The 26,612-nt window shown below is 40.3% G+C and carries 12 protein-coding genes and 1 pseudogene; 4 read left to right on the top strand and 9 right to left on the bottom strand.

The features are described 5' to 3' along the window. The first annotated feature begins 64 nt into the window (after positions 1-64). The 3 genes from W7W_RS0106425 to W7W_RS0106435 all read left to right on the top strand — a co-directional run bounded on the left by W7W_RS0106425 (position 65) and on the right by W7W_RS0106435 (position 5,759). Positions 65-2,401 (top strand): GH92 family glycosyl hydrolase, encoded by a 2,337-nt coding sequence (locus W7W_RS0106425; protein ID WP_010662991.1) that lies wholly within the window; start codon positions 65-67, stop codon positions 2,399-2,401. Between the two features lie 24 nt (positions 2,402-2,425). Then, positions 2,426-4,714: a GH92 family glycosyl hydrolase gene (locus W7W_RS0106430; RefSeq protein ID WP_010662992.1), complete on the top strand. Its 2,289-nt coding sequence runs from the start codon at positions 2,426-2,428 to the stop codon at positions 4,712-4,714. A 124-nt stretch (positions 4,715-4,838) separates the two neighbouring features. Then, on the top strand, positions 4,839-5,759 hold the full coding sequence (locus W7W_RS0106435) for an endonuclease/exonuclease/phosphatase family protein (protein WP_025006999.1): 921 nt from the start codon (positions 4,839-4,841) through the stop codon (positions 5,757-5,759). 141 nt (positions 5,760-5,900) lie between these two features. Here the strand turns inward: W7W_RS0106435 and W7W_RS0106440 are convergent, their stop codons facing one another. The 3 genes from W7W_RS0106440 to W7W_RS0106450 form a co-directional block, all read right to left on the bottom strand. After that, the gene (locus W7W_RS0106440) at positions 5,901-9,137 is read right to left on the bottom strand and encodes an alpha-mannosidase (protein ID WP_010662994.1); all 3,237 of its coding nucleotides are present in this window, start codon (positions 9,135-9,137) and stop codon (positions 5,901-5,903) included. A gap of 294 nt (positions 9,138-9,431) precedes the next feature. Further along, the gene (locus tag W7W_RS0106445) at positions 9,432-11,066 is read right to left on the bottom strand and encodes a RagB/SusD family nutrient uptake outer membrane protein (RefSeq protein WP_010662995.1); all 1,635 of its coding nucleotides are present in this window, start codon (positions 11,064-11,066) and stop codon (positions 9,432-9,434) included. A gap of 12 nt (positions 11,067-11,078) precedes the next feature. After that, the gene (locus tag W7W_RS0106450) at positions 11,079-14,174 is read right to left on the bottom strand and encodes a SusC/RagA family TonB-linked outer membrane protein (protein WP_010662996.1); all 3,096 of its coding nucleotides are present in this window, start codon (positions 14,172-14,174) and stop codon (positions 11,079-11,081) included. Positions 14,175-14,785: 611 nt separating this feature from the next. On the opposite strand from W7W_RS0106450, the pseudogene W7W_RS21860 reads away from it, so the two are divergent. Continuing rightward, positions 14,786-15,955, top strand: a pseudogene (locus tag W7W_RS21860) (IS256 family transposase). A gap of 281 nt (positions 15,956-16,236) precedes the next feature. Here W7W_RS21860 and W7W_RS0106480 read toward each other — a convergent pair. From W7W_RS0106480 to W7W_RS0106505, 6 genes are all read right to left on the bottom strand, one after another. Continuing rightward, positions 16,237-17,235, bottom strand: coding sequence for a glycoside hydrolase family 43 protein (locus W7W_RS0106480; protein ID WP_010662997.1), 999 nt, complete (start codon positions 17,233-17,235; stop codon positions 16,237-16,239). A gap of 18 nt (positions 17,236-17,253) precedes the next feature. Further along, on the bottom strand, positions 17,254-19,560 hold the full coding sequence (locus W7W_RS0106485) for a GH92 family glycosyl hydrolase (RefSeq protein ID WP_010662998.1): 2,307 nt from the start codon (positions 19,558-19,560) through the stop codon (positions 17,254-17,256). Between the two features lie 83 nt (positions 19,561-19,643). Continuing rightward, the gene (locus tag W7W_RS0106490; RefSeq protein WP_010662999.1) at positions 19,644-21,272 is read right to left on the bottom strand and encodes an arylsulfatase; all 1,629 of its coding nucleotides are present in this window, start codon (positions 21,270-21,272) and stop codon (positions 19,644-19,646) included. Positions 21,273-21,362: 90 nt separating this feature from the next. After that, the gene (locus tag W7W_RS0106495) at positions 21,363-23,177 is read right to left on the bottom strand and encodes a glycoside hydrolase family 2 protein (RefSeq protein WP_010663000.1); all 1,815 of its coding nucleotides are present in this window, start codon (positions 23,175-23,177) and stop codon (positions 21,363-21,365) included. Between the two features lie 627 nt (positions 23,178-23,804). Next, positions 23,805-24,737, bottom strand: a complete 933-nt coding sequence (locus tag W7W_RS0106500) for an ROK family protein (protein WP_010663001.1) — start codon at positions 24,735-24,737, stop codon at positions 23,805-23,807. A 9-nt stretch (positions 24,738-24,746) separates the two neighbouring features. Next, complete coding sequence (locus W7W_RS0106505; protein WP_010663002.1) at positions 24,747-26,483, bottom strand: class I mannose-6-phosphate isomerase; 1,737 nt, start codon at positions 26,481-26,483, stop codon at positions 24,747-24,749. Positions 26,484-26,612 lie beyond the last annotated feature (129 nt).

The following is a 26,612-nucleotide window of genomic DNA, read 5'->3' on the forward strand; positions in this document are numbered from 1 at the left end:
CTGTTTCGATAAATTCGGTACTAATTAATAAAGATCAAAGAAATCCCTTTCAAAATATATAAGCATGAGATCAATAGTAATTCTTATTTTGTGTGTGTTCTTGCTTTCCTGCAATAAAGAACCTGCCACGCAACCCCAATATGATTTATCTCTCAATAAATACGTCGACCCTTTTATCGGAACTTCCGGGTATGGAAATGTTTATCCCGGCTCACAAGTACCTTTTGGAGGCATTCAGATAAGTCCGGATACCGACAGAGACTTTTATGATGCTGCTGCCGGATATAAATATGATCATTCAACTTTATTAGGCTTCAGCCTCACTCATCTTAGTGGAACAGGCATCCCGGATCTGGGGGATTTTTTGTTTATTCCGGGTACGGGAACCAAAAAGTTTGTTCCAGGCACCCATGAAAATCCTGATCAGGGATACCGGTCGCGTTATTCACATGAACAGGAGCGAGCAACCCCCAATTATTATGAGGTTCTGCTTCAGGATTATTCTGTAAAAGCAGAAATGACATCTGGCGTACACTCAGGAATATTCAAGTTCACATTTCCCAAAACCGATAGTGCCTTCGTGATGGTAGATATGGATCATGTACTTTGGTTCAAAACAGCCTGGTCGCAGTTCCGGATAGAGAATGATTCCACTATTTCGGGTTTTAAACTGGTGAATGGATGGGGCCCTGAGCGCTATGTCTATTTTGTTGCCCGTTTTTCCCAACCATTTACCAAATCGGGAATTATGCAGGATAGAAAACCAGTAATATATAATACCAACCGGTTCAGAAGCGATCGTGTTGCCCATGGAAATAAAATCATTGGATGGATGGATTTTGATGCTGAAGATGGTGCCGAAATTGAGGTTAAGGTGGCCATTTCATCAACCGGAACCAAGGGCGCTTTTAATAATCTGTCAGAACTGGAAAACGAAAATTTCCAAAGCCTGAAACGTAAAGGAGAAATCAAGTGGGCCAAAGAGTTAAGCCGATTTAAGGTAAAAGGAGCAGAAAATCAATTAAGCACTTTCTATACCTCCGTTTATCATGCTTCCTTGCATCCTTTTATTTATGAAGATAAAAACGGAGCTTACAGAGGGCACGACTCAAATGTTCACCACAAAAAAAACTTTACCAATTATACCGTTTTCTCTCTTTGGGATACCTACAGAGCTCACCACCCTCTTTTAAACCTTATTCATCCGCAACGAAATGCCGACATGATCAAATCCATGCTGGCACATTATGATCAAAGTGTAGAATCAATGCTGCCCATATGGTCATTTTACGGCAACGAAACCTGGTGTATGATAGGTTATCATTCAGTTTCTGTGATTGCGGATGCCATAGTAAAGGAGGTTCCCGGGCTTGATTATGAGCGGGCTTATAAGGCCATCCGAAAAACTGCCATGAACCCGAACTACGATTGCTTACCTGAATACACAAAAAAAGGATGGGTGCCCTTTGACAAAGAAAAAGAGTCGGTCTCAAAAACCCTTGAATATGCGTATGACGATTATTGTATAGCTCAGGCCGCTAAAAAACTGGGAAAAGAGAAGGATTATCAATATTTCCTGAATCGGTCTTTAGCCTATCAGAATATAATTGATCCGGAAAGTAAATTTATGAGAGGTCGTGATTCGGATGGAAACTGGCGAACCCCTTTTGATCCGATTGCTTACACCGGCCCGGGGTCACATCACGGCTGGGGAGATATTACCGAAGGTTTTACCTATCAGTACACATGGTATGTTCCTCATGATGTACAAGGATATATTAACGAAATGGGCGGAGAAGATATCTGGGTTTCCAGACTCGACTCTATGTTTACCATGGAATTACCGGAAAATATACCGGGAGCTCATGATATTCATGGAAGAATGGGAGCTTACTGGCATGGAAATGAACCCTGTCATCAGATTCTCTATCTGTATAATTATGCCAAACATCCCTGGAAAGCCCAGGATAAAATCCGGTACATTATGAACACCTTCTATGGCGACAAGCCCGGATCTTTGAGTGGGAATGATGATTGTGGTCAAATGTCGGCCTGGTATATATTTAACTCAATGGGGTTCTACCCTATTTGTCCCTCGTCTAATATTTACCCAATTGGGACTCCTGGTCTTGCAGCTGTTGAAATGGAATTGGCCAATGGGAAAAAGATAAATGTTACCACCGACAGTTACTCTGATACCAACTGTTACATTCAAAAAGTTCTTTTGAATGGTCAGCTCCACAACAAAAGTTACTTCACCTACAACGATCTGAAAGATGGAGCAGAAATCAAATATTTTCTGGGTCCAACACCCAACAAAGAATGGGGTACTTCAGATAATTCCGTACCTCCATCCATTTCAAAAAAAGGAAGAACTTTAGACTATAAATCAACTGAATAAGAGAGTTCTAAAAAACAAAACACTATGTCAATTTTGAAAAAAACAACGCTATTTCTCATTTGTATATTTCTATCAATAAACCTGATAGAAGCACAGGAAAATACCCCGGTAGATTATGTCAGTACCACCGTAGGGACCTCGTCCAAATATGAGCTTTCGACCGGGAACACTTATCCTGCCATCGCTCGTCCCTGGGGAATGAATTTCTGGGTACCACAAACAGGAAGAATGGGTAGTGGCTGGGTATATACCTATACAGCAGACAAAATCAAGGGCTTTAAACAAACTCACCAACCCAGTCCCTGGATGAATGATTACGGACAGTTTTCTATCATGCCACTTACCGGGAGACTCACTTTTGATGAAGACAAGAGGGCAAGCTGGTTTTCCCATAAAGCAGAAGTAGCCAAGCCTCATTACTATAAAGTGCATCTTGGGGATCATGACATAACAACCGAAATAACACCAACAGAGCGGGCAGCCATGTTCCGGTTTACGTTCCCTGAAAGTGACGATTCTTACGTCATTGTAGATGCCTTTGATCGTGGATCGTACATTAAAATAATTCCTGAGGAGAATAAAATCATTGGATACACCACCAGAAACAGTGGCGGTGTTCCTCGAAATTTCAAAAACTATTTCGTGGTAGTCTTCGACAAACCATTCGAATACTATGCTACAGCAAGTGATTATGACATCCGTAAAGGTGAAACTGAAATTAGGGAAAATCATTCGGGAGGAATCATTGGTTTTTCTACCCAAAAAGGAGAAGTGGTCCACGCCCGTGTTGCATCTTCATTTATAAGCCACGAACAGGCTATGATCAATTTAAAAGAACTGGGCAGTGATAACTTCGGCACCATCGTCAGAAAGGGTGAAGAGAGATGGAATGAAGTGCTTGGCCGAATAACTATTGAGGACGAAAACACCGATAATTTAAGAACCTTTTATTCCTGTTTGTATCGCTCAGTTTTGTTCCCCAGAAACCTTTCAGAGATCGATGCAAACGGTAATTTGATTCATTACAGTCCCTATAACGGCAAAGTTCTTCCGGGCTACATGTTCACAGATACCGGGTTTTGGGATACGTTCCGTTGTTTATTCCCCTTGCTAAACCTGCTCTATCCTTCAGAAAATGAAAAAATGCAGGAAGGGCTTGTCAACGCCTACAAAGAGAGTGGATTTTTACCTGAATGGGCAAGTCCCGGGCACAGAAACATAATGGTAGGCAACAATTCAGCCTCGGTAGTGGCAGATGCTTATATAAAAGGTTTGCGGGGCTATGATATAGAAACTCTCTGGGAGGCTGTGAAGCATGGTGCCAACAACGTTCATCCTCATGTGGGAGCTTCAGGAAGAACAGGCTACCAACTTTACAATAAGTACGGATACATTCCCAATGACGCGGGTGTCAATCAAAACGTAGCCCGAACTCTGGAATATGCTTACGATGACTGGACTATCTATCAACTTGGGAAAGCTCTGGACCGCCCCGAAGAGGAGATTAAAATCTATGCTCAGCGTGCCATGAACTACAAGAACCTCTTCAACCCGAAAAATCAATTGATGAGCGGACGGGCAAAAGATGGTTCTTTCTCTGAACACTTTGATCCAACCGACTGGAGTCGTGACTTTACAGAGGGAAACAGCTGGCATTATTCATGGTCGGTATTTCATGACCCTCAGGGACTTATCAGCCTAATGGGAGGATACGATGCTTTTAACAATATGCTGGATTCAGTTTTTCTTGTTCCGGGATCAGAAGGCATAGACAGCAGAGGCATAATACATGAAATGAGAGAAATGCAGGTTATGAACATGGGCCAATATGCACATGGAAATCAACCCATTCAACATATGGTTTATCTGTACAACTATGCCGGCCAGCCCTGGAAAGCACAATACTGGGCCAGAGAGATAATGGACAAACTGTATTCAGCTACACCAGATGGCTATTGCGGTGACGAAGACAATGGTCAGACTTCAGCCTGGTTTGTTTGCTCTGCATTAGGCTTCTACCCTGTTTGTCCGGCTTCGGAGCAATATGTATTGGGATCACCCCTTTTTGATTCAGTAACCATAAGTCTGGAAAATGGAGAAACCATAACTATTAAAGCTAAAAACAATGATGCCACCTCCAGATATGTATCATCATTGAAAGTGAACAATAAAAAGCACAAGAAAAACTACCTAATTCACCGCGAATTAATGAAAGGAAGCAAAATTGAGTTTGAGATGTCAGACTCTCCTAATAAGCAACGAGGAACCAGCGAAGATGCTTTTCCTTACTCCTTTTCAAATGATTTACCTTAATCCTTTTTTGAACATCTGAATTCAGTCTCATAGATGGGTTTATAAAGACCAGGCTGCCTTCAGGGGTGGTCTGGTTATTTTTGTTTTAACCTTAGTCGCTTATTTTTAATCAAATAAAAACATCATGAAATATGTAGTTCCTTTTCTATTGATTCTTATTCTGAGTCAATGCAAGAATCCAAAAGAGCATCAATTATCAGTTTGTTCCTTCAACGTCAGGTACGAAAACTCCCGTGATTCAATGGATGGCAATGGATGGCACCAGCGATGTCCCATTATTTGTGATATTATTGAATTTAATGACTTCGATGTTATAGGGGCCCAGGAAGTATTGTACAACCAGTTAAACGACCTAAACCAGAAGTTAAAAGATTATGATTATGTCGGTGTTGGTCGTGATGACGGAAAAACAAAAGGAGAATACGCTCCAATTTTTTTTAAAAAGGCATTGTTTACACTCTTGGATTCCGGGCATTTCTGGCTATCAGAAATCACAGATCGTCCCAACAAAGGGTGGGATGCTGCACTCCCTCGCATCTGCACGTGGGTAAAACTAAAAGTCCAGAATACCGGCTTTGAATTTTGGTGCTTTAACTTACACATGGATCACATTGGAACTAAGGCACGCGAAAACAGCGCAAAGCTTGTTGTTCAAAAAATAAAAGAAATGTGTAAAAATAAACCCGTAATCCTGACCGGCGATTTCAATGTGGATCAAAAGAGTAAAAATTATGAGGTTATTGTCAATTCAGGCATTCTGAATGATTCATATAATAAAGCAGAAGTGAGGTATGCTACTAACGGGACTTTTAACGACTTTAAACCAAACATGAAAACCGACAGCCGGATTGATCATATTTTCGTAAGTCCATCTTTAATTGTGGATCGATATGGTATTCTTACAGATACCTACCGGACTGAAATACCTGAAACAAAACAGACCAAGTCAGGAAATTTTCCAAAAGAGGTTTCTTTAAGGAAATATAATGCCAGAACTCCATCTGACCATTTTCCGGTAAAAGCAATAATTAGCTATACAAACTAACATCAACCAGATAACTAAATATCCGGACGCTTTACCTGGGCAGATACACCCAACAAAACGTCCGGATTAACTTTATTTATTATTCAAAGCCAGAATATAATCTCATTTTCAACCTGTTCTAACTTCATCCTAATAAAAACATTATTTCTTTCTGATATCCAGGCTCAAATCATAATCAAAATCCTCCACAAATTTCTGTAAAGGTTTTACCTGACTGTTCTTATCACCTACTGTCATTGCAAGTACTTTTACATTTTCATCATCGGGTAATTTTACTGTTTTTGCCCCCTCAGGAATTCTAATCTCATATTTATACAAATAGCAATATTGATAAGCCTCATTTCCTGATGGATAGCTTTTATGTCGATGAGATGCAAACCATGCAATGTTGTCTTTTTTAGAATAAGCATTCTCAATGCCGGTAACTGTTACGCCATCTTTGGCAAACTCCCTATTGTAAAACTGGCCAACATATCCGGTCCATCCCTGAATTTTAAGTGGCTGTCTGTCTCCATCTACAATAAATTCAGTTTCGGTATCGCGATTAGCAGCAGCCAATAAATACAGCGTTTTATATTTTCCCTCAGGCAAATTAACTTCCTGACCTTTACAAATCACGGCATTGTTTTTCCGGTCCTGCTTGTTCCCCATCTCAAATCTTACTCCATCACTCTCTACAAAGTCAGGAATCAATTCAGCAGGCAGACTTCTTCTCCAGGCAAAATTGCCATCATGCCTGTTAACATCAAAACTAATAACATCATGATTGAACGGCAATTTCACAAATTCCTGAGTCTCTTTTGTCGCACTCACCGGGGAGGATAATTTCACAGCAAAACTCCGGATGGTATTGTGAGACAGATCAAATGACAATTTTTCACCTCTAAAATCAGCTTTCCCAATTCTTTTCTCCTGCCCGTTTACTTCATAAGCATCTGCTACAATCCAGGGAAAAGAAATTTCAGCTCCCGTCACGTCGGCTCCGGTCAGTTCATTAACCCTTACTAAATAATAGTCATTGGCTTCTTCCATCTTTTTGAGAGCCATTATTCCAACCTCATCTTTATTTACTGATACAAATGAGAAGTTCTTTCCTAATGTTCCCTTGTGTTTTGGGACTTCAAATGCCCAAAGAGGTTCATTGAAGTATTTTCCCTGCCAATCGGTCTGACCGTTTCTCCAGTCTCCTTTATGACCGTATATGCCATACTTAAATTCATGAATTCCCCAATCCTGTGAATTTTGCAAAGGGTACCAGGAATGAGTTTCGGGAGTATAAAGCAATGTTAGTCGTAAAGTGTTATCCGAAGGCTTGTCCGAACCGTACTTACAATCTTCTAAAATTGACACTCCATACTCGCCATTTTCATCAGTTAGATCGAGCCATTGTTTGGAAGGTACTTCAAACTTCTTACTATCATTATTAGCTCTTTGAATGGTCCCTACGCCTAGATTGTACGTAGCCACTTTATTTTTCACAGACAACGGGAACGAAGCTTTCAGGCTTACCCCGCGGGCCTGCCAATCCACCAGGTTTGAGACTTCAACTACTTTACCTGCTTCTCCGGCAGATAAGCTGACTATTTGGGTGATAGTGGAATTGCGACCTTGTCTTTTTATTTCAACAGCCACTCTAACCGGACCGTCCTCTAATACCTTCAACTCAGGGGCTTCAGACATATATCCTACTGGTGGATTTTTCCTGTCATTCCAATCCATATTCCAGGCAGGCCACTGGTCCGGTTCTTCATACAGGAACTCAAGACGGGCAGGTTTCTCCAATAACTCTCTTTTTGCTTTTTTATCAAAAACACTCAGAATATCCCCATTGGTATCTAACTGAACTTTATAGTATTCATTCTCCAAAGAATAATCAGTGACAGAAAGTGATGATTTTTCTTCTGAAGAAGTTTTTAATTCCCTTACATCGTAAACGGTTACCCCCACCGAAGGCATATTAGCCAGGAATATCAACTGAAGTTTATTGTCAGACTGCCCCACTACCTGGGTGGGAACCTTTTCTCCCTTTTCGTTAAAAACCTGAACTCCCTCCGGGATGGCATCAAATTCCATTTCAACTTCCACTAATCCTTGGCGGTTATGAGATACAGGATTATATACAACCACTGAACGCCCTTTTGTCCGGGTATCCATCATATCAGCAATGGCTCCCACAGAACTTTTCAGAACATTGCTAAAGCCATTAGCAGCAATAAATTCGTCATTCCATGCATATTCATAAGCCTTGGGAATAGACGTTCCCGGAAGAATGTCATGAAACTGACTTCCCAAAACCAGGTCCCATGCATTATTTAACTTATCAAAAGGATAGGAAATACTTCCTGTCATATCGGCAATACATGCAAGCTGCTCGGCACTTTTAGCCAACAACTCATTCTTGCGGTTCATTTTTTTCACATATGCCTGTGATGTTAAAGAACCTGCACTGTGTTCTATAAGCATCAAATCTCCTTTGTAGGAAGGAAGTTTCTTTCTGATTTCCGGAGTAATATCTTTGTACATCTGATCTGATGAAGTGGTCACAACCTTGAAATCGCCATCTTCATTACCAATGCTTGCTTCCAGATTTCTTACATCATTTTCACGGGGAGCACCTCCTTCATCTCCTACCCCATAATATTTGTAATCAAATGAAATTCCATAGTTTTCCTCAACCTGGTCTATTCTTTTTTTCCAGTACTCATCTTTATCAAGCCGGGGAACAACTCCTCCGACATAGCTTGTTGCATTTAATGCAGCTACTATTCCTTTATCATCCGGACCAAGCCAAACACCTACATTAAAAGGAATCCCAACAGCTGAATGCCAGGTAAGTTTTTGAGTTGAAAAACCAAGCAGTCCGCAATGATTCCATATTGTAGGTAGATTTGCCAAAAAACCAAAACAATCGGGTAGCATATAATCTGCACTCTCAACACCAAACTCATCTCTGAAATACTTGTTCCCATAAAGAACCTGACGAATAAGGGATTCTGACGATGACACATTTACTTCCCCTTCATCAACCGATGAGCCTGAAACGTACCACCGCCCCTGATTGATATAGTATTTTACCTTTTCGTAAAGATCAGGATAATACTCCTTCATCATTCTGTAACGCCGCGAGCCGGTAAAATTAAAGACATAGTCAGGATACTTCTCAAACAGATAGAAGTTTTCTGTCATGGTATTTTTAATACAGGTATTAATCGTTGTTGGATAATCCCAATTCCACTCAGTATCGAGGTGACTGTATCCAATAGTATAAAGCACCTTCTCTTTTGAAATATCATAACTCTCCCGACGACCTTCCGGTTGCGCCTTGAGTAAGGCAGGAAGTAACGCACCAATAACCAATAAAAAAATCTTACAATTCATCTTTTAAAATTTTAGATACTAACATATTATCTTGAATGTGTTTTTTCCATCTTAATGAAACACATCACACATTTCTTATTTAATTGGGATTAACAGTGAAATAAAAAACCGCACGGGCCATGCTAAAAATCAGAAGCACGAAAATTTGAGAAGGCAAAGTTTCAGACTTTCAAAACACTCAAATCTCAAAAATGAATCGTGAATTGTAGCATGGAAACCCGATGCGGCAAACAACTTATTAAACTAATTGGGAAAGCCCCGAATATATACATCGAAACTTTACCTCAACCAACGCTAGTCTGTATAACCCGGATTTTGAACCAGGTTGGGGTTAGCAGCTAATTGGGTATGCGGTATAGGATAAATCTCCTTGTTAGCATCATTGGTTGGTTCGTGGTCCCACCAGGATCCATTGATAAACTCTCCAAAGCGAATAAGGTCTGTTCTTCGTTTTCCTTCAAAGATGAACTCCCGGCCACGCTCTTCCAGCAACTCATCCATAGTCAATGTCGAAGTAGTATACATCGCTGAAGGCCAATCTTCAGTTGAGAAATTTCTTTCTCTACAAGCATTCATCAAATCAACTGCTTCCTGTGTAGCCACCCCGCCATTTTTTCTCATCAGCGCTTCTGCCTTGTTGTAGTAAATTTCTGTAAGGCGGTAAATCATGTAATGATTTTCCCAATAGTTCTCATCATCCAGTGTACCTGTTTTATACTTATGGAATCGGGCACCACTACTTTCTTCACCTTCTGCCATACTTCCTTCACTGGTGAAGTCTCCTTCACTCTCCCTCCGGATTGAATTAACATATACAAACGGTTCTCCTGCATACTCTTCAGTTCCCAGAAGTGGTTCATCAGTACCATAAACATATTGAGGCCCAAACAAGAACCAATCTTGTTTCCGCATATCATTTTCTGCAAAAGCATCAAAAGCCGAGGGAATAACAACCATTGCATTCCAACCTGAATATCCAACATTCAATGCTTTACTGATATTGGAATATCCCATAAGGAAGCCTCCCCAACCAAAAGAAAATCCACCTTCCCGGCTAAAAGCAAACTGAAACAATGCTTCTTTTGCATTTTGATTAGTATTGCTAAATGTCTCGTTTAAGTTATCTGCCAACTCAGGGGCTCCATTGGATAATCCCCCGGCCTGGCCGCTGATAATCTTATCACAAGATTCAATACACTTATCATACATAGGTGTTCCGATATGATATTCAGCATTCAAATAAAGCTCTGAAAGCATGGCATATCCGGCAGTTTGGGAAACCCTGCCTACCAATTCGGGTGAGTAAGGCAGCAATTGAGGAACATAAGTTTCTAACTCAGTTTTAATAAAGTCAAAGACTTCGGCTTTTGGATGGTTGGGGGGATTTAGAGGTTCTCCTACTTTAGTAATTATAGGCACATTTCCCCATAATTCCATAATTTTCATATAATGAAACGCTCTTAGAACTCTCAATTCAGCTCGAATAGCAGCCATTTCCTCATCGGAGATACCCAGAGCTTTATTATTTACGCCTTCCAAATCTTCCATGGCGGCATTTACATAGCCAACTCCGCTCCACATAAGACTCCATGCACCACGCATCCGGCCTTCATTGGAGGTCCATGTATGATAATGTTGCCTAAAATGATCTCCTCCATCATAACCATGGCGTCCTTTCTGGGGCCAGGCAAGCTGATCGGAAGATAGCTCGGCGTGATAATAATAACCATTTTGCCCGGTAGGCGCGAACCACGCTTGCATATGCGTGAAGGGCCTCAATGCGGCTTGTAAAACCTCAACTTTATTATTGTAAAAATTCCCTTTGTTCAACTCGCTATATAGCGTTTCATCCAAATCGGTACAGCTGTTTCCGAACAAAAGTCCAAATGCTGCTCCCAAAATGATGGATTTTTTTAAAATACCTTTCATAATTCAGTGATTTTAGAATCCTAATTTCAATCCAATAGTCCACGATTGCGTACGCGGATAAAAACCACGTGCATCAATTCCAGTTTCAAAGCCTGTATCTTGTAATTCAGGATCAAGACCGCTATATCCGGTAAGTGTAAAAATATTACGCCCAGTCACATACAACCTCAGATTGCGAAAACCCGATTCTTCCTTAAAGCTGAAATTATACCCTAAAGTGAGATTATCCAGTTTTACGAAATCACCTTTTTCAATATAGTAGTCTGAATATTGCGGATCATCATCCAACTCTTTGTGAGTCGTTATAGCACTTCTAAGCAAATTATTGGGCAACCATTTTTTATTACCAAAATACATCTCCTTGGTATTGAGGATATCAAATCCGAATTTACCTCTAAAAAAGATGGTGAGGTCAAAATTCTTATATCGCAAAGTATTTGTTAAAGAAGCCTGATACTTAGGAACTCCGTTCCCGATTACGGTCAGATCATTTTCATTCATTTCAGCTGCGGTACCGGTTGAGCCATCTTCTTTATAGAACATCCATTTTCCATCTTCAGTAAACCCGGCAAAGCGTTTTCCGTAAAAATTACCAACCGATCCACCTTCTTCGAGACGAATGGCGGACCCTAAGTTACCAGGAGAGGGAAGTCCGTAAAACTCTAACCAGTTGGCCTGAAATACATCGTTGGACAATTCTGTTAACTTATTGTTCTGATTGCTTGCTGTCAAATCAATATCCCAGCTAAAATCATCTTTCCGCATAGCTACCGCCGAAAGTTGCAATTCAACCCCTGAATTTTTAATACTACCAACATTGGTATAAATACTGCTGTGTATATAAGGTGGTTGCTGGGCGTTATAGTTATAAAGAAGATTTTTGGTTTCTCTGTCATATACATCAAGGCTACCGCTAATTACATGATTAAACAGAGAGAAATCTACACCAAAGTTCCATTCAGCCTTTTCTTCCCATTTAAGGTTAGAATTGGGGTTACGTGAGGCACCATATGTCTGGTAATAAACACCATTCTGAGGATAAACACCACCTGTACCAAGTGTTACCAGAGATTGATAATTGGGGATGCCCTGATTCCCGGTAACTCCATACCCCACACGAAGCTTCAACTCATCAATGGCAGACACACCACTCATAAATTCTTCTTCACTAATTGTCCAACCGGCAGATACAGCAGGAAAATTCCCCCATTTATGGTTTTCACCAAACCGCGAAGAACCTTCATGTCGAAGACTAACCTGTCCAAAATATTTATCACTGAATGCATAATTTACTCGACCAAAGAAGGCAATAAGTGTATTATCTTCTTTGAAACTGTCCATGCCCGGACGTGGTAACTGAGTGTTATTAATGGCACTACCTGCACTTAAATTCCAGTCTTTAAAACCATCCGTTGTAAACCCATTATTATTTACATTAAAGGTTTCAGTTGTTTCATATTGATAACTATAACCTGCGATAGCTGTAACAGAATGAAGCTGATTAAAAGTCTTATTGTAATTAAGCATTGTCTCAAAAGTCTCCAGCCAGTTTAAGTAATTTGACTTGGATGCATAAGCCATTCCCTGGTATTCTGATTCTGATCTTTGATCCCAGTCTTCTGTAGAACGATAGTAGCGATCGTTGTAATTATCACGTTCATATGCTCCAAAAGCAGATGCTGAAAAACCGTCAAATATCTCAAATTCAACTTTGGCATCTCCGGTAAACGTTTGCTGATTACGTTCGGAAATGCGGTTTGCTAGCCTTGACAAAGGGTTGTAATTGTTCCATGCCTCGGTTTCCAAAAATGTTCCGTCTTCGTTATAAATTGGAGCAGTGGGGTTGCGCTGGATGGCCTGTTCAAAATCACCTGATCCGCCTCCAAGCAAATTAGCCTTATTGAAGTTAGTCGCAACGTTCATAGAAAAAGTCAGCCGGTCATTTAATCCCTTTTGATTAAAATTAAAGCGACCACCAAACTCCTCTCTCCCATTTTTCTTTGCAATTCCGTTGGCATCACTGTAGAAGACAGAGGCCCTATAATTGGATTTTTTAGAACCACCTGATGCTGAGAAATTATGATACTGACTTAAATTACTTTCGTTAATCAGCTCATCGTACAGATCTGTTGAAGCCCCAAAATCCTGATCACTGTTAACCAAGCCTTGATCGATAAGATTCCGAAACTCTGAAGTTGATAAGTATTCTGGTTTTTTGTCTACAAATTCCCGGTTAAAATAAGTCGAGTAATTAAACTGAGGTGCTCCAACTTTACCTTTTTTAGTGGTTATTAAAATAACCCCGGCATTGGCTCGACTACCATAAATAGCAGCTCCGGATCCGTCTTTCAAAACGTTAAAAGACTCAATATCGTCCGGTTGAACCATATCCAAACTACCCCCCGGAATTCCGTCAATTACTATCAATGGACTGATGGATCCGGTCAATGAAGTAACACCACGCAGCTGGATGGATGCACTGGAATTAGGATTGGAGCCCTCTGTTCGGGTAATGTTAAGCCCTGCTACTTTTCCCTGAATCAACTCCATAGGATCGCTTGAACCCACTGAGTTAAAATCTTTGGAAGTCACGGTTTCTACAGCAGAGGTAACTTCCTTTCTTTCCAAGGTACCATAACCCACTACTACCACCTCTTCCAAACCTATAATGTCTTCCTGCATGGTGACCTGAAGGAATTCTTTTCCGTCAAGAATAACTTCCTGACTTTGCATTCCCACAAAAGTGAACATCAGACTTTCCACATCACCACCAATTGTAAGGGAAAATTCTCCATCCACATCGGTAATGGTTCCATTAGTTGATCCAGGCTCAGATACCGTAACCCCTGGGATGGGCTCACTATCTGCGTCAGTGACCCTTCCCCGTATTGTTTTCTCATCTTGTTGAAATAAGAGATTTGAGACTTTCTGGTTTGAAGGCTGAAAGACACTGGGTTTTTCTTCTTTAAGGTTTTCATTTCCTTTAACACCCTCAGCAGATAGCTGTGCTGATAAGAAAATCAATAATAATAATGAGATACGCCTTATTCCCATCCATTTAGAAAAGGCAAAGCAATCCCATATCCTTAACTTAGGATTATTTTTCATAGCTTTATAACAATTAAATGTAAAACTTACAGGGGAATGGAGGTAGCCGCTTCCAGACCCCTTTTCTTTTTGATTTAATGCTCAGGACAATTTGTATTAGCTGGAATTGAAAAGAGTCATAATACTTGGTTTTTGGTTAGCAAATAGAACTATTTATTGGGCAAAAGAGAATGACACCGGTAAAGCGATCCTGAGCGACCTTTCTTTCCTCAGGTATTCATCCAACCCAAATCATTGTTTCATGTTATTTCATGTCAATCCAAAACCGCTTTAGGTTGAGAGAGACCTCAACTTTCCGTATTGCGTTTGCGTTGAAACATTAATTTCAAGTTTTGTTTGATGTTTACACAACATTAATGAAGAAGAAATAATATGTGGTTGCTGAAAATGACAAAAAGGTAACACCACATATAGGTGGCATAATAACATACAATTTTGGCGCTGATACGTACTTAAAACCGACAGGTGACACCTTAATTTAAACTTGTGAATACTTTAAATAATTAAGAAGAGAAAAAGAGAGTGTAAAGTAAACTCTGTCCATAAACCAATAAATGTTAATATTGCAGTTTATGACAGACAAGAAGAAAGAAACCCCTGAGTATTGAGCCATGCGTGACTTAGCTTTAGATCAATTGCGTAGTGGCAAATCACTTACAGGCGAAGGTGGCGTTTTTGCCCCCATTATAAAGGAATTCTTGGAAAGCGATCTTTCTGCCGAGATGGAAGATCATTTGTCAGAAGAAGAGCGTTTTTTCAGTAACAAGCGCAATGGTAAAGGCAGCAAAAATCTAAAGACCAGTTCTGGCACTATTTCTATAGAAACCCCACAAAATCGGCATAGCAGTTTCTAACCAGAGATTATCAAAAAACGGCAACGCGTTCTTGCTGATAGTTTGGCTCCAAAAATTATAGGGCTTTATGGAAAAAAGATGATTTTGAGGGATATATCCTCCCATGTTGCCGAAATGTACGATACGGAAGTATCACCAACGACTCTGAGTGAAATAACCGATAGGATAATTCCGCAGGTGGAAGCGTGGCAAAATCGCCCCTTAGAAGATGTTTATCCTATCGTCTGGTTGGATGCAATGCACTACAAGGTAAAAGATGAAGGCCGGGTTGTTAGCCGGGCAGTGTATAACATCTTAGCCATCAATAAAGAGGGCAAAAAGTACCTGATTGGCGTATATATCCGAAAGTGAAGGTGCAAAGTTTTGGTTATCTGTATTAACTGATTTGGAAAGTCGTGGTGTAAAGGATATACTAATTGCCTGTACCGATAATTTAAATGGTTTTTCCGAAGCAATTTTGAGTGTTTTTCCTGACACGGAGATACAGAAATGTATCATTCATTGAAATATGTAGCGTCAAAGGACAAAAAATCCTTTATGAAGGACTTGAAAAAAGTATATCGTGCTGTCAACAAGTCTGAAGCAGAAACAGAACTGAAAAACTTGGAAGAACAATGGGGCAAAAAGTACCCTATTGTAATACGTACCTGGAATGAGAACTGGGAAGAACTTTCCAACTATTTTAAATATGATGAACCCATCAAAAAGCTGATATACACCACTAATGCTGTTGAGGGATTCCATCGCCAAATAAGGAAAGTAACTAAAACAAAAGGAGCATTCACCAGCGATATGGCACTTCTGAAGTTAATTTATTTGACCACTGAAAATATTGCAAAAAAGTGGACTAGACCCCTTCAAAACTGGGCTTTAACACTACAGCAATTGTGTATTCAATTTGAAGGCCGTCTAAACATTAAGTTATGACATCCAAAACCTTAAACGCAAAGATAGGTCGTATTCAGAACCTGTCAAGGGTATATAAACGGCTTCGTAACCTCAGCCGCCCTTGACAGAACCTGAAAACTACCCAAATAAGCTTTTAAGAATTAGATGAAAGAAAAAATATGAGTTATTTTGAGTTACAAAAATTCTACTGGACAGAGTTAAATTTACATTCCCCCATTGAATATAAAAAAATAATGGGAAGCGACTACCCTAACACTTTAAAAAGCTTAAGAAAACCTCCCATTATATTTAAATCATAATCACTGATTCAACAGGTTTGACTTCACTCCCTCAAACGTAATTTCAACAGGCTTAATATAACCTTCCTCATCAAAATACATGCGGTCAACACATGTGACACGATGATTGTGATGAGTTTCCGACAAGGGTCTCCGGTGATAAACAATGTACCATTCATCACTATTCTGCTTATGCAATATAGAATGATGCCCTGCGCCGGTGGCCACTTCCGGATCCTGTTCCAACACAACTCCAATGCGCTCAAACGGTCCGAGTGGACTATCTGAAATAGCATATGCAACCTTATAATGAGGACCTCCCCATCCTCCTTCAGACCACATAAAATAGTATTTACCGTCCTTTTTAAACATGCAGGGACCCTCTACATAACCATCCGGCGTAACTTCCTTATACATCTCACCACCTGGAAGAGGCTCCAGTCCGGTAAAATCGTCATTTAACTTTACCACATTGCAGTGTCCCCACCCACCATAATACATATAGTAGGTACTATCATTTTCTTTAAAAACAAATTGATCGATTGGCTGAGCGCCATTAACAATATCATTAATCAATGGTTCTCCAGGCAAATCATGATACGGCCCCTGAGGTTGCTCACTCGCAGCAACTCCGATACCACCCACCTCACCTTCATGAACATCATTGGCGGCAAAGAAAAGATAATACTTTTCATCTTTTTGTATAACCCCGGGCGCCCACATAGCACTATCAGCCCAAACCACTTCTGCTGTATCGATAATCCGCTCATGACGTGTCCAGTTAACAAGATCAGGTGATGAAAAACAATCAAAAAAGACTTGTTTATCATACGCATCTGAATAGGTTGGGAAAATCCAGTACTGATCTTCATATATAATAGCTTCAGGGTCGGCATACCAACCCTCAAAGACCGGATTCCCGGAATGCACATCAACCGTTTTACCGGCTTCTTTTTTACCTTTTCCAAAACATCCGGAAAGCAATAAAAAAATCAAAGGGAAAAATAATATCTTCTTCATATTGTCAGTATTTCTTGTTTATTCGTCACGCGAAAATGAATATGGATAAGCCTCCGGATCAGCACCACGCGACTCATTGGGTCTATCATCCATAATAAACTCAAGATGCGCTCCATCCATCAAATCATGAAAGTTTACAAAGTTTTTATCCCAAGGTTTGCCATTGAAAAACATTCCTTTGATATAGCGGTTATCATCACTATTTTCAGGAGCATCAACAGTGATCTTATTTCCGTTCTCCAATTCTATTGTCATTTTTGGGAACAAAGGTGCGCCAAGCACATATTGATCACTACCGGGCGTTACGGGGTAAAATCCCATAGAACTAAATACATACCAGGCTGAGGTCTGCCCGTTATCTTCATCTCCACAATACCCATCAGGATTTGGGGTGTACATCCGGTTCAAAACTTCACGAATCCAGTACTGAGCTTTCCATGGTTGTCCTGCGTAATTGTAAAGATAAATCATATGCTGAATTGGCTGGTTCCCATGCGCATACTGCCCCATGTTCATGATCTGCATTTCACGAATCTCATGAATTGGAAAACCATAATAACTATCGTCAAAATCAGGAGGCTGAACAAATACTGAATCCAACATTTGAACAAAAGAAGTTTTTCCACCCATTAAATCTATCAACCCCTGCACATCATGAAAAACAGACCAGCTATAATGCCAGCTGTTCCCCTCTGTAAAAGCATCACCCCATTTCAGTGGATTGAAAGGTTTCTGAAAAGAACCATCCTTGTTTTTCCCACGCATCAAATTGGTTTCAGGGTCGAACAAATGGCGATAATTCTGGCTGCGTTCTCTAAAGCGCTTTATCTCTTTATTAGGACGATTCAGTTCCTTAGCCAGCTTCCAAATTGTCCAATCTGCGAAAGCATACTCCAATGTCCGGGCAGCATTTTCGTTGATACCCACGTCATATGGGACATATCCCAATTCATTATAATATTGATGCCCTAAACGGCCGGTAGCTTCTACTTCCGGATGAACATTCTCTGTGCCATGCACCAAAGCTTCATATAAAGTCTCAATATCGTATCCACGCGCGCCTTTCAAATACGCATCAGCAACAAGGGTAGCAGAATTATTGCCAATCATTACCGACCGGTGACCGGGACTTGCCCATTCAGGAAGAAAACCACTCTCCTTATATGCATTTACCAACCCTGCCTGGATTTTCTCATTAAGAGATGGATACATTAGATTGAAAAAGGGAAATACAGCCCGGAAAGTATCCCAAAATCCGTTGTCGGTAAACATATATCCGGGAAGCACCTTGCCATTATACGGACTATAATGAACAACTTCACCATTGGCATCATACTCATAAAACTTTCGGGGAAAAAGAAGAGTACGGTAAAGTGTTGAATAGAAAGTACGGGTTTCATCCATTGAACCTCCGTCCACAATCATACGCCCCAACTCCTTATTCCATATATCACGCCCCTGTGTTTTGATTGATTCAAAATCACTATTTCCAATTTCCTCAAGATTTCGTTCTGCCTGTTCACGACTAATAAACGAAGAAGCCACTCTTGCATCAACTATTTCACCCTTTTGGGTAGAAAACCCGATGACAGCTCCGGCATGCTCTCCGGAAAGCTCAGTTTTATTTTCATCCAACCGATCCTTTTCCCAAACGGCGGTATATTCGATGGGCTTGTCAAACTCTATGACAAAATAGTTGCGAAAATTTTCAGGAACTCCGCCACTATTACGGGTTGAATACCCAACTACTTTATTTTCCTCCGGAATAATCTTCACGTAAGATCCCTGGTCAAAGGCATCAATTACAATATAGGATTTGTCATTCTCCGGAAAAGTAAAACGAAAACGTGCGGCTCTCTCTGTAGTGGTAAATTCTGCAGTCACATCATATTCCGCGAGATAAACACTATAATAATGCGGCTGAACCGTTTCTGCTTTATGAGAAAACCAACTGGCACGGTCTTCTTCTGTAAATTTGAGTTCCCCGGTAACAGGCATCAAAGAAAAATTGCCATAATCGTTCATCCAGGGACTGGGCTGATGAGTTTGCTTAAAGCCTCTGATTTTATCAGCACTGTATGCATATTGCCAGCCATCTCCCATCTTAGCAGTTTGAGGAGTCCAAAAATTCATTCCCCAGGGTAACGCAATAGCAGGATAGGTGTTACCATTTGACAGACTGAATTTAGAATCTGTTCCCATCAAAGGATTTACATAATCAACAGGCTCTAAAGTTGATGATTTTGTTGTTTGTGCGACAACATTAGAACCTGCCATCAAAAAGAAAACCCAAACCGGGATCAAAACTTTTAAAGTTGTTTTCATGTGAAAGATGTTTCAATAATTAATTTCTGATTTACAATTCAAACCTCTCCGGTTTCATTCTTGAACCAGATTAAATCACCCGACTATTTTTGTGGATGATTAATCCCAAGCTTAACAGCCCATTTATTCCATACAATATTTAACTCCTCTACCTGTTCGGGATATTGATCAGCAAGATTCTTTGTTTCTGTGAAATCTTTATTTATCCAGAACAGTTCCCACTCTTTGCCCGGCAGTGCAGACATTTTCCATTCATTTGTCCGAATGGCTTTTCCTCCCTGATGTTCCCAATACAATGTATCGTGAATAGAAGTAGACTCCCCCTTAAATAATGGCATCATGCTTTTCCCCTCCAGAGGATTCGGCTTTACTCCATTTATTTCTTCAGGAAATTCAGCACCTGACACCTCCATTAACGTAGGCATTAGATCCATTATATGCGCAAGACTCCTGTTGATACTGTTTTCCCGGTCTTTTAATCCGTTTGGCCAATGAACAATAAAAGGGGTTGCTGTTCCTCCTTCATAAGATTCCATCTTCCAGAACCTAAAAGGAGTATTGGAGGCACTTGCCCAGGCGTCGCCAATATAGTTCCAGGTAGTTTCGGCTCCGGGGTTGTCGGAATTGTATTCAATCAGGGTCGAATCCCGCGTAAAACCGGGCCGATCAAATCCGGGCGGATAACCTCTTTCATAAGAAGCACCATTATCAGAAAGCACCATGATTATGGTGTTTTCGTATTGACCTGTTTCCTGGAGTTTTTTTACAATCTCCCCCACTCCCTGATCTACCCGGTCAATCATTGCTGCATGCACGGCCATACATGCAGCCTCATAATCTTTCCTCTCACAATCATCCCAACTCTTCCGGGATGAGTTAGCAGGTAATGGATAGTTTTTTTTATCTATAAGCCCCATTTCAACCATTCTTGCATATCGTTGCTTACGTAAAACCTCCCACCCTTCATTGTAGGTATCTTTGTATTTCGCTATATCTTCCGGCAGTGCATGTAATGGCCAGTGAGGGGCGGTATGCGCCACATACAAAAAAAACGGCTTATCATCCTTGCTGTAAGTATCAATAAGATTTACAGATTTTTCTGTAACAAAATCTGTCATATAAAAATCGTCAGGAACTTCCTTAATTGGCTCTTCATTATGTACGAGACTAAAAGGATCAAAAAAATTAACTACCCCCCAAATTACGCCCCAATGCTCATCAAACCCTCGGTTACAGGGATAATTCTCCAAGGGCGAAAACGGCCCATAATTAACCTGATGTGCCATCCACCTCAATTGTTCATCCGGATCATTTACAGGCTTGGTCTCCGAAAGATGCCACTTCCCTGTCATCCCGGTATGATAACCATTCTCTTTCAACACCTCTGCAATGGTAGCAGTATTCATACTTAAGTTAACGCCCATACCATCAATACCTGCTTTATGAGGATAATGACCTGTTAATAAAGATGCACGTGAAGGACAACAGCGGGCCGTGTTATGCATCTGAGTAAACCGAACTCCACCAGTGGCAAGGGCATCAATATTAGGAGTCTGAATTTCACCCCCATAGCAGCCTAAATCAGAATACCCCATATCATCTAACATTATTACCATAATATTGGGTCTCTCATCATTTTTTTCTTGTAAAGGCAAACAACCGGAAAGAAGTACACTTCCAAGAATAAAAGACTGGTAAGATTTAAATTTCATCTTAAAACTGTTTAAATAAAATCCACGGAAAGCAAACTTTGCTCCCGTGGATAATAAATATATAAAACCTTTGTCAACATTTGAAAAAAGCTATTCAACCACCTCAATAACTTCCTGATTAATTGCTCTAACTTTCTCTTCATCCACTTTAATCACTTTCCGGTCATACGTCATCAGCCCGTTTACTTCCATCTCCACATCTGTTATCTGGGTATAAACAGCTCCGGAGAAACCGCCCTTCACCAGTTCTTTCAGCATCTTTGCAAACCTGACGTACTCATTGGTAACCTCCTCCGATGATTTAAACTGTACATACCCCCAATTGCGCTCGGGAACCCACAGGTGTTCTTCCAAGGCAAGCCCTATCCCTCCATATTCTCCAAGCACGGTGGCCCGCATTGCATCATAAAAGTATAGTCTGGGTTGCGGATAGTTGTGTAGATCCAAAATATCCCCAACTGGATAGTGATTCCCCCCACTGGCGGGGTTTACCAGGCGAGAAGGGTCATATTCTTTCGTCCATTCTGCAATTTCCTCCGTTTTAAACTGCCCCCATCTCTCATTAAATGGCACCCATACTACCACACTCGGATAAGAATAGAGATAATCCATCACATCTTTCCACTCCTGCCTGAAGATCTCTTCTGAGTGGGACGTCCGCTGCAATTCCTGTCCATCGAAATATTGATCCATCTGCCAATGTGGTTCTCTATCCCCGTTGGGCATATCCTGCCATACCAATATTCCCATTTCATCGCAGTGTGTGTACCAACGTGCAGGTTCCACTTTCACGTGTTTGCGAATCATATTAAATCCAAGATCTTTGGTCTTTTCAATGTCGTATTTTAAAGCTTCATCCGAAGGGGCTGTATATAACCCGTCCGGCCACCACCCCTGGTCTAGTGTGCCAAAATGAAAAATATTTTCGTTATTTAATTTAAATCTGACAATTCCATTTTCATCACGCCCCATTGAAACTTTTCGCATGGCAAAATAACTGTCCACCTTATCAATTACTTTACCGTTACGAACCAGGGAAATCTCCATTTCATATAGAAACGGATTATCCGGAGTCCATAGCTTCGGAGACTGAATGTCAACCTCCAGGGTTTGATTTGATGAAGCTGCACTTTCTGCCACAACCTTACCTCCATCCATCACTTTTACCTGCACAACATCTCCGTAACCTTCTCCAAAAATCTCAGCATCAACAAAAACCTTATCCTTATCAATGTCAGGAGTAGTACGTAAATCGGCAATGTATTTATGAGATACCGGTTCAAGCCAGACTGTTTGCCAAATACCACTAACAGGGGTGTACCAGATTCCCTCAGGATTATTCACCTGTTTCCCCCTTGGCTGAGGTCCACGGTCAGATGGATCCCAGACTTTCACCTTTAATTCCTGATTTTTCTGCTTACTCAGAAATGGTGCAATATCAAAGAAAAATGGTGTAAATCCCCCTTCATGACTTCCAACTTTTACATCATTCAACCAAACCTCAGTTTTCCAATCAACCGCCCCAAAGTGAATTAATAACTTCTCTTTTTTCCAGGATGCAGGAACGTCAAATGTGCGCTTATACCAAATAACATTTTCCTCACCAACCCGCTTTTGGACACCACTCAGGCTGGATTCAACAGCAAAAGGCACCAGAATATCTCCATCATAATCAGAAGGCTCTGTATTTTTCCGGGCTGAAATGGCATATTCCCACAAACCATTGAGATTTTTCCACTCAGTACGTTCCATAATCGGACGTGGATATTCAGGTAGTACATTGTCCGGGTCAATGTCCTCTGCCCAGGATGTTTTAATTTTTTCCCCTGCAGGTTTCCACTGGGCATATGAATTCATCCCAAATAAACACATTACAGAAAACAGAAATAAAGATTTTTTCAGCATACTATAAATATTTTTTACATGATTAATAACAACTCAGCCATACCAACGATCAGGAGGAAATCATACCTTTTTCAAACAATTGCAACATAAAAAATCGGATTGCAGCATTTTGAAAAATACAACAAAACCTTAATGTCAAATATTAAAATACTTAGGTTAAAACCCGGATTAGTTTTGGGTTAATGAAGTAAAAAAATTATCAACCTTGCTTTCACCATCCCTTTATTGCGGGATTTAATAATGGTTGACATAACTAATACCAATCGTAATAAAATGATCTTATCCTATCTTAACAATAGCCTAACATCTTCATCCAAAAATTAATCAGGGATACCTCTTCAAATATGACAAGTGGAAAAGAAGAATCTACATCACTAAAAAATTACTATCAGACATCAAGGCCTCTTATTTACTACTCTAACGTTAATCTGAAAGATTAGCTGTATTTTTTATAGGAACTTCTCCTGTTATTGACTTTCTATAAATCGCGATCCTTTCATCATATTTCGCTTTCTTTAGCTGCACGAAAACGGATAGAGAAATATTATTAAGATAAAAATATAAGCATTCTCATTCACAGAATACATTGTTAAAAATAAGAAGGCAAACATCTTTCACTTTATAAAATTAAATCTGCCTTCCCAGTTTATCCCAGTAAGAATCATCCATAAGTCGGGAACTTCCCAAAATTTGTCCCTTGTCTTTAAGCTCAGATTCCTTTACGATAATTTCTGTACCCTCTTTTTCAAATACAGATTTCATGGACGGTTCAAAAAACTTAAATGCTTTAGAAACATTACCCCCCAGAACCAACATCTCTGCGCCAAATCCCTTTAACCATGGTGATAGCAGCGATGCTAAGCCTGCCCCAAATTCATGATAAACTTTTACGGCCTCGTTGTTATTAATTCCAGCTTCTAAGGCTACTTCTTTTGCTCCATTAATTCTTATTCCTGTTAAAGATTGATAAGCCTTCACAATACCCCGTGTTGAGAAATAATCATCTGCTACAGACTCCTGGTAAGGTAAATCCCAGATAAAACCATCCTTTGGCACCATTGCTCCTTTAAAAACAGGGACTCCATCTTCGATAAAACCAGAACCCACACCGGTGCCAATGGTGATTGAAACAGATTTTTTCACTTCAGATGCTTTTCCAACCCAGGCCTCACCAATGGCAAAAGCAGCGGCATCGTTGACAAATCGAACTTTGATATTTCCGGGACTTCTCATGAAATTTTTAATTGCCTCCTTTACATTAAGGCCATAGGTATTCTCGTATTTTTGAGTTTCCCCACTAAAAAGAGAGATCCCGTTTACATAATCAAACGGGCCGGGCATAGCAAATCCAATTCCATTTATCCTATCCCATCCCACCATCTCTATGGTTTTAAGAATTGTCTGCCCCCAGGTTTGTATAATAATTTCAGATGATGCATGTTTATCTACTGCATTTTCGAAAAAGGTATTCTGAAGAATCTCTCCTTTTCCTATATTAACTGCGGCACAACTAACATGACTTCCGCCTATGTCAACACCTATTGCTATATTTGCTTTCATAAATATTTTTTAAATTCGGACATATGCTTTAATCGTTGCAATCCTCTTCCCTTGACTCGATCCACATGGCGAAATGGTATAAGATTTAACCGATGCAGGAACAATGAATGCTTCAGCATAATGAACTACAAATGGTTCGAAAAGGGATTCCGGACTTTCAACTACGGCTTCTTCTCCATCAACCAACATAAGTACGTTAACACTACCATTGGCTTCATGAAGCACAGGTTCTGAAAACCAATGTCGGCGGGTCTCAATGAATTCACGCTCATGTAAACCGGTCTTTTCTTCCATCCAACCCTCTCCTTCTTTAACCACTTCAAATCGGTTAATCAGCTCTTTTTCGACAAATCGGCTTCTTCGTTCAGCATTTACAACATTTTGTGCATGGCCAATATTAATAGGACGGGGCTTTCCATCTAGTCCCAGTCTTCCCCAATCCCACATTTTAAAGGTGAAAATATACGGAGTTGAACTAATCTCCAACACCATGGAATCTTTTCCGGAACAATGAATGGTTCCGGCAGGAATTAAAAAATGGTCATGTTTTTTGGCAGGATATGTATTCACATACTCCTCAGCATCAAAAGGATCACCCTCTTCCTGGGCTTTAACCAAACCTGTAAACATTTTATCAACATCGGCATCCTCTTTGAGGCCTAAATAAACAGTCCCGCTATCTCCTGCATCCAGCAAATAATAGCTTTCATCCTGGGTGTAGTGCATCCCAAAGTTCTCCTGAATGTAGGTGGTATCCGGATGAACCTGCAAACTAAGATTTCCTCCCCCCATCGTATCCAAAAAGTCAAACCTTATCGGAAATTCCTTTCCAAACCGGGCTTCAACAGCATCGCCCAAAAGAGAAACACTCTCGAAAAACACCAAATCAACAGAAGGAAGTTCAATAAGTTTGCCATCTATCTTAAACAAAATACTATTTTCTTCGGGAATACAATTAAAACACCAGGCATGGTTTGGAGCCTCTTTATTTTCCAGATCCAGTTTTTGTTCCATCCAATGACCACCCCAAACACCTGGGTCAAAGAATGGCACAACACTAAATGGACGGCGTGCAGCTCTTCTAAGACCATTGCCAATCACACTCATCTCCACCAACTTAGGACTATCCGAATTGTTGGTATCCAGCAAATAATCACAATGAGAAAACCACTCTTTTTTATGTCTATCGCAAACTTTCCAATCTACAAAAAATCCTCTTTTATACTGATGATTAAAAGGCTCACTATTATTGACTACACCCAAACCGTTAACCAACCCATTCTTCATCCTTTTTTGTATTTCCCATCGTGCCATGTCAGCATAAACCCTCACATCAGGATTTTCCAAAAACAGAGAGGCTCCGGGGCCGCAGACAATAATATTCTCCGACTTACCCGACAGCTTTTCCTTTACGGCCTCCACTTTCTTTTCATCAAGGAAATCCTTCATCTTCAGATGAGTTATTACTCCGAAAACTTCGTCATCTGTGACATCTCTCTGTGTTAAACTCAGAATCTCTTCCTCCGGCTTAAAAAACTCTTCAGTTCTGACAAATAAAGCCTGACTACCCAAAGCTTTTTCTATTTCTTCGATAAAAACCCCCTGATAACAATCAACCGTAATGGTTATATTCCTGCCATCAAACAAAGAAGTTTTAATTTCTTCCCATCCACATACAACATCTCCGGAAACCTCAATAAAAGGATATTTGTTAAAACTGTTGTTTTTTACCTCTGCTTTTTTCATGTTTTCATTTTTGTAAAAAGTATCTGCCCGGAAGCCTGTCCAAACGACTCATCGTTTACCCCCGTCAAGCAGGGAATTACAACGCAAGACTATGAGTAAGGCTAAAGCAAGCTTCAGAACAGACACACA

This window comes from Marinilabilia salmonicolor JCM 21150, assembly GCF_000259075.1.
GTDB classification, from domain to species: domain Bacteria; phylum Bacteroidota; class Bacteroidia; order Bacteroidales; family Marinilabiliaceae; genus Marinilabilia; species Marinilabilia salmonicolor.

Bases quoted from the DNA above. Each gene is read 5' to 3' on its own strand.
- W7W_RS0106425 (WP_010662991.1), top strand. From the start codon at position 65: ATGAGATCAATAGTAATTCTTATTTTGTGTGTGTTCTTGCTTTCCTGC.
- W7W_RS0106430 (WP_010662992.1), top strand. From the start codon at position 2,426: ATGTCAATTTTGAAAAAAACAACGCTATTTCTCATTTGTATATTTCTA.
- W7W_RS0106435 (WP_025006999.1), top strand. From the start codon at position 4,839: ATGAAATATGTAGTTCCTTTTCTATTGATTCTTATTCTGAGTCAATGC.
- W7W_RS0106440 (WP_010662994.1), bottom strand. From the start codon at position 9,137: ATGAATTGTAAGATTTTTTTATTGGTTATTGGTGCGTTACTTCCTGCC.
- W7W_RS0106445 (WP_010662995.1), bottom strand. From the start codon at position 11,066: ATGAAAGGTATTTTAAAAAAATCCATCATTTTGGGAGCAGCATTTGGA.
- W7W_RS0106450 (WP_010662996.1), bottom strand. From the start codon at position 14,174: ATGAAAAATAATCCTAAGTTAAGGATATGGGATTGCTTTGCCTTTTCT.
- W7W_RS0106480 (WP_010662997.1), bottom strand. From the start codon at position 17,235: ATGAAGAAGATATTATTTTTCCCTTTGATTTTTTTATTGCTTTCCGGA.
- W7W_RS0106485 (WP_010662998.1), bottom strand. From the start codon at position 19,560: ATGAAAACAACTTTAAAAGTTTTGATCCCGGTTTGGGTTTTCTTTTTG.
- W7W_RS0106490 (WP_010662999.1), bottom strand. From the start codon at position 21,272: ATGAAATTTAAATCTTACCAGTCTTTTATTCTTGGAAGTGTACTTCTT.
- W7W_RS0106495 (WP_010663000.1), bottom strand. From the start codon at position 23,177: ATGCTGAAAAAATCTTTATTTCTGTTTTCTGTAATGTGTTTATTTGGG.
- W7W_RS0106500 (WP_010663001.1), bottom strand. From the start codon at position 24,737: ATGAAAGCAAATATAGCAATAGGTGTTGACATAGGCGGAAGTCATGTT.
- W7W_RS0106505 (WP_010663002.1), bottom strand. From the start codon at position 26,483: ATGAAAAAAGCAGAGGTAAAAAACAACAGTTTTAACAAATATCCTTTT.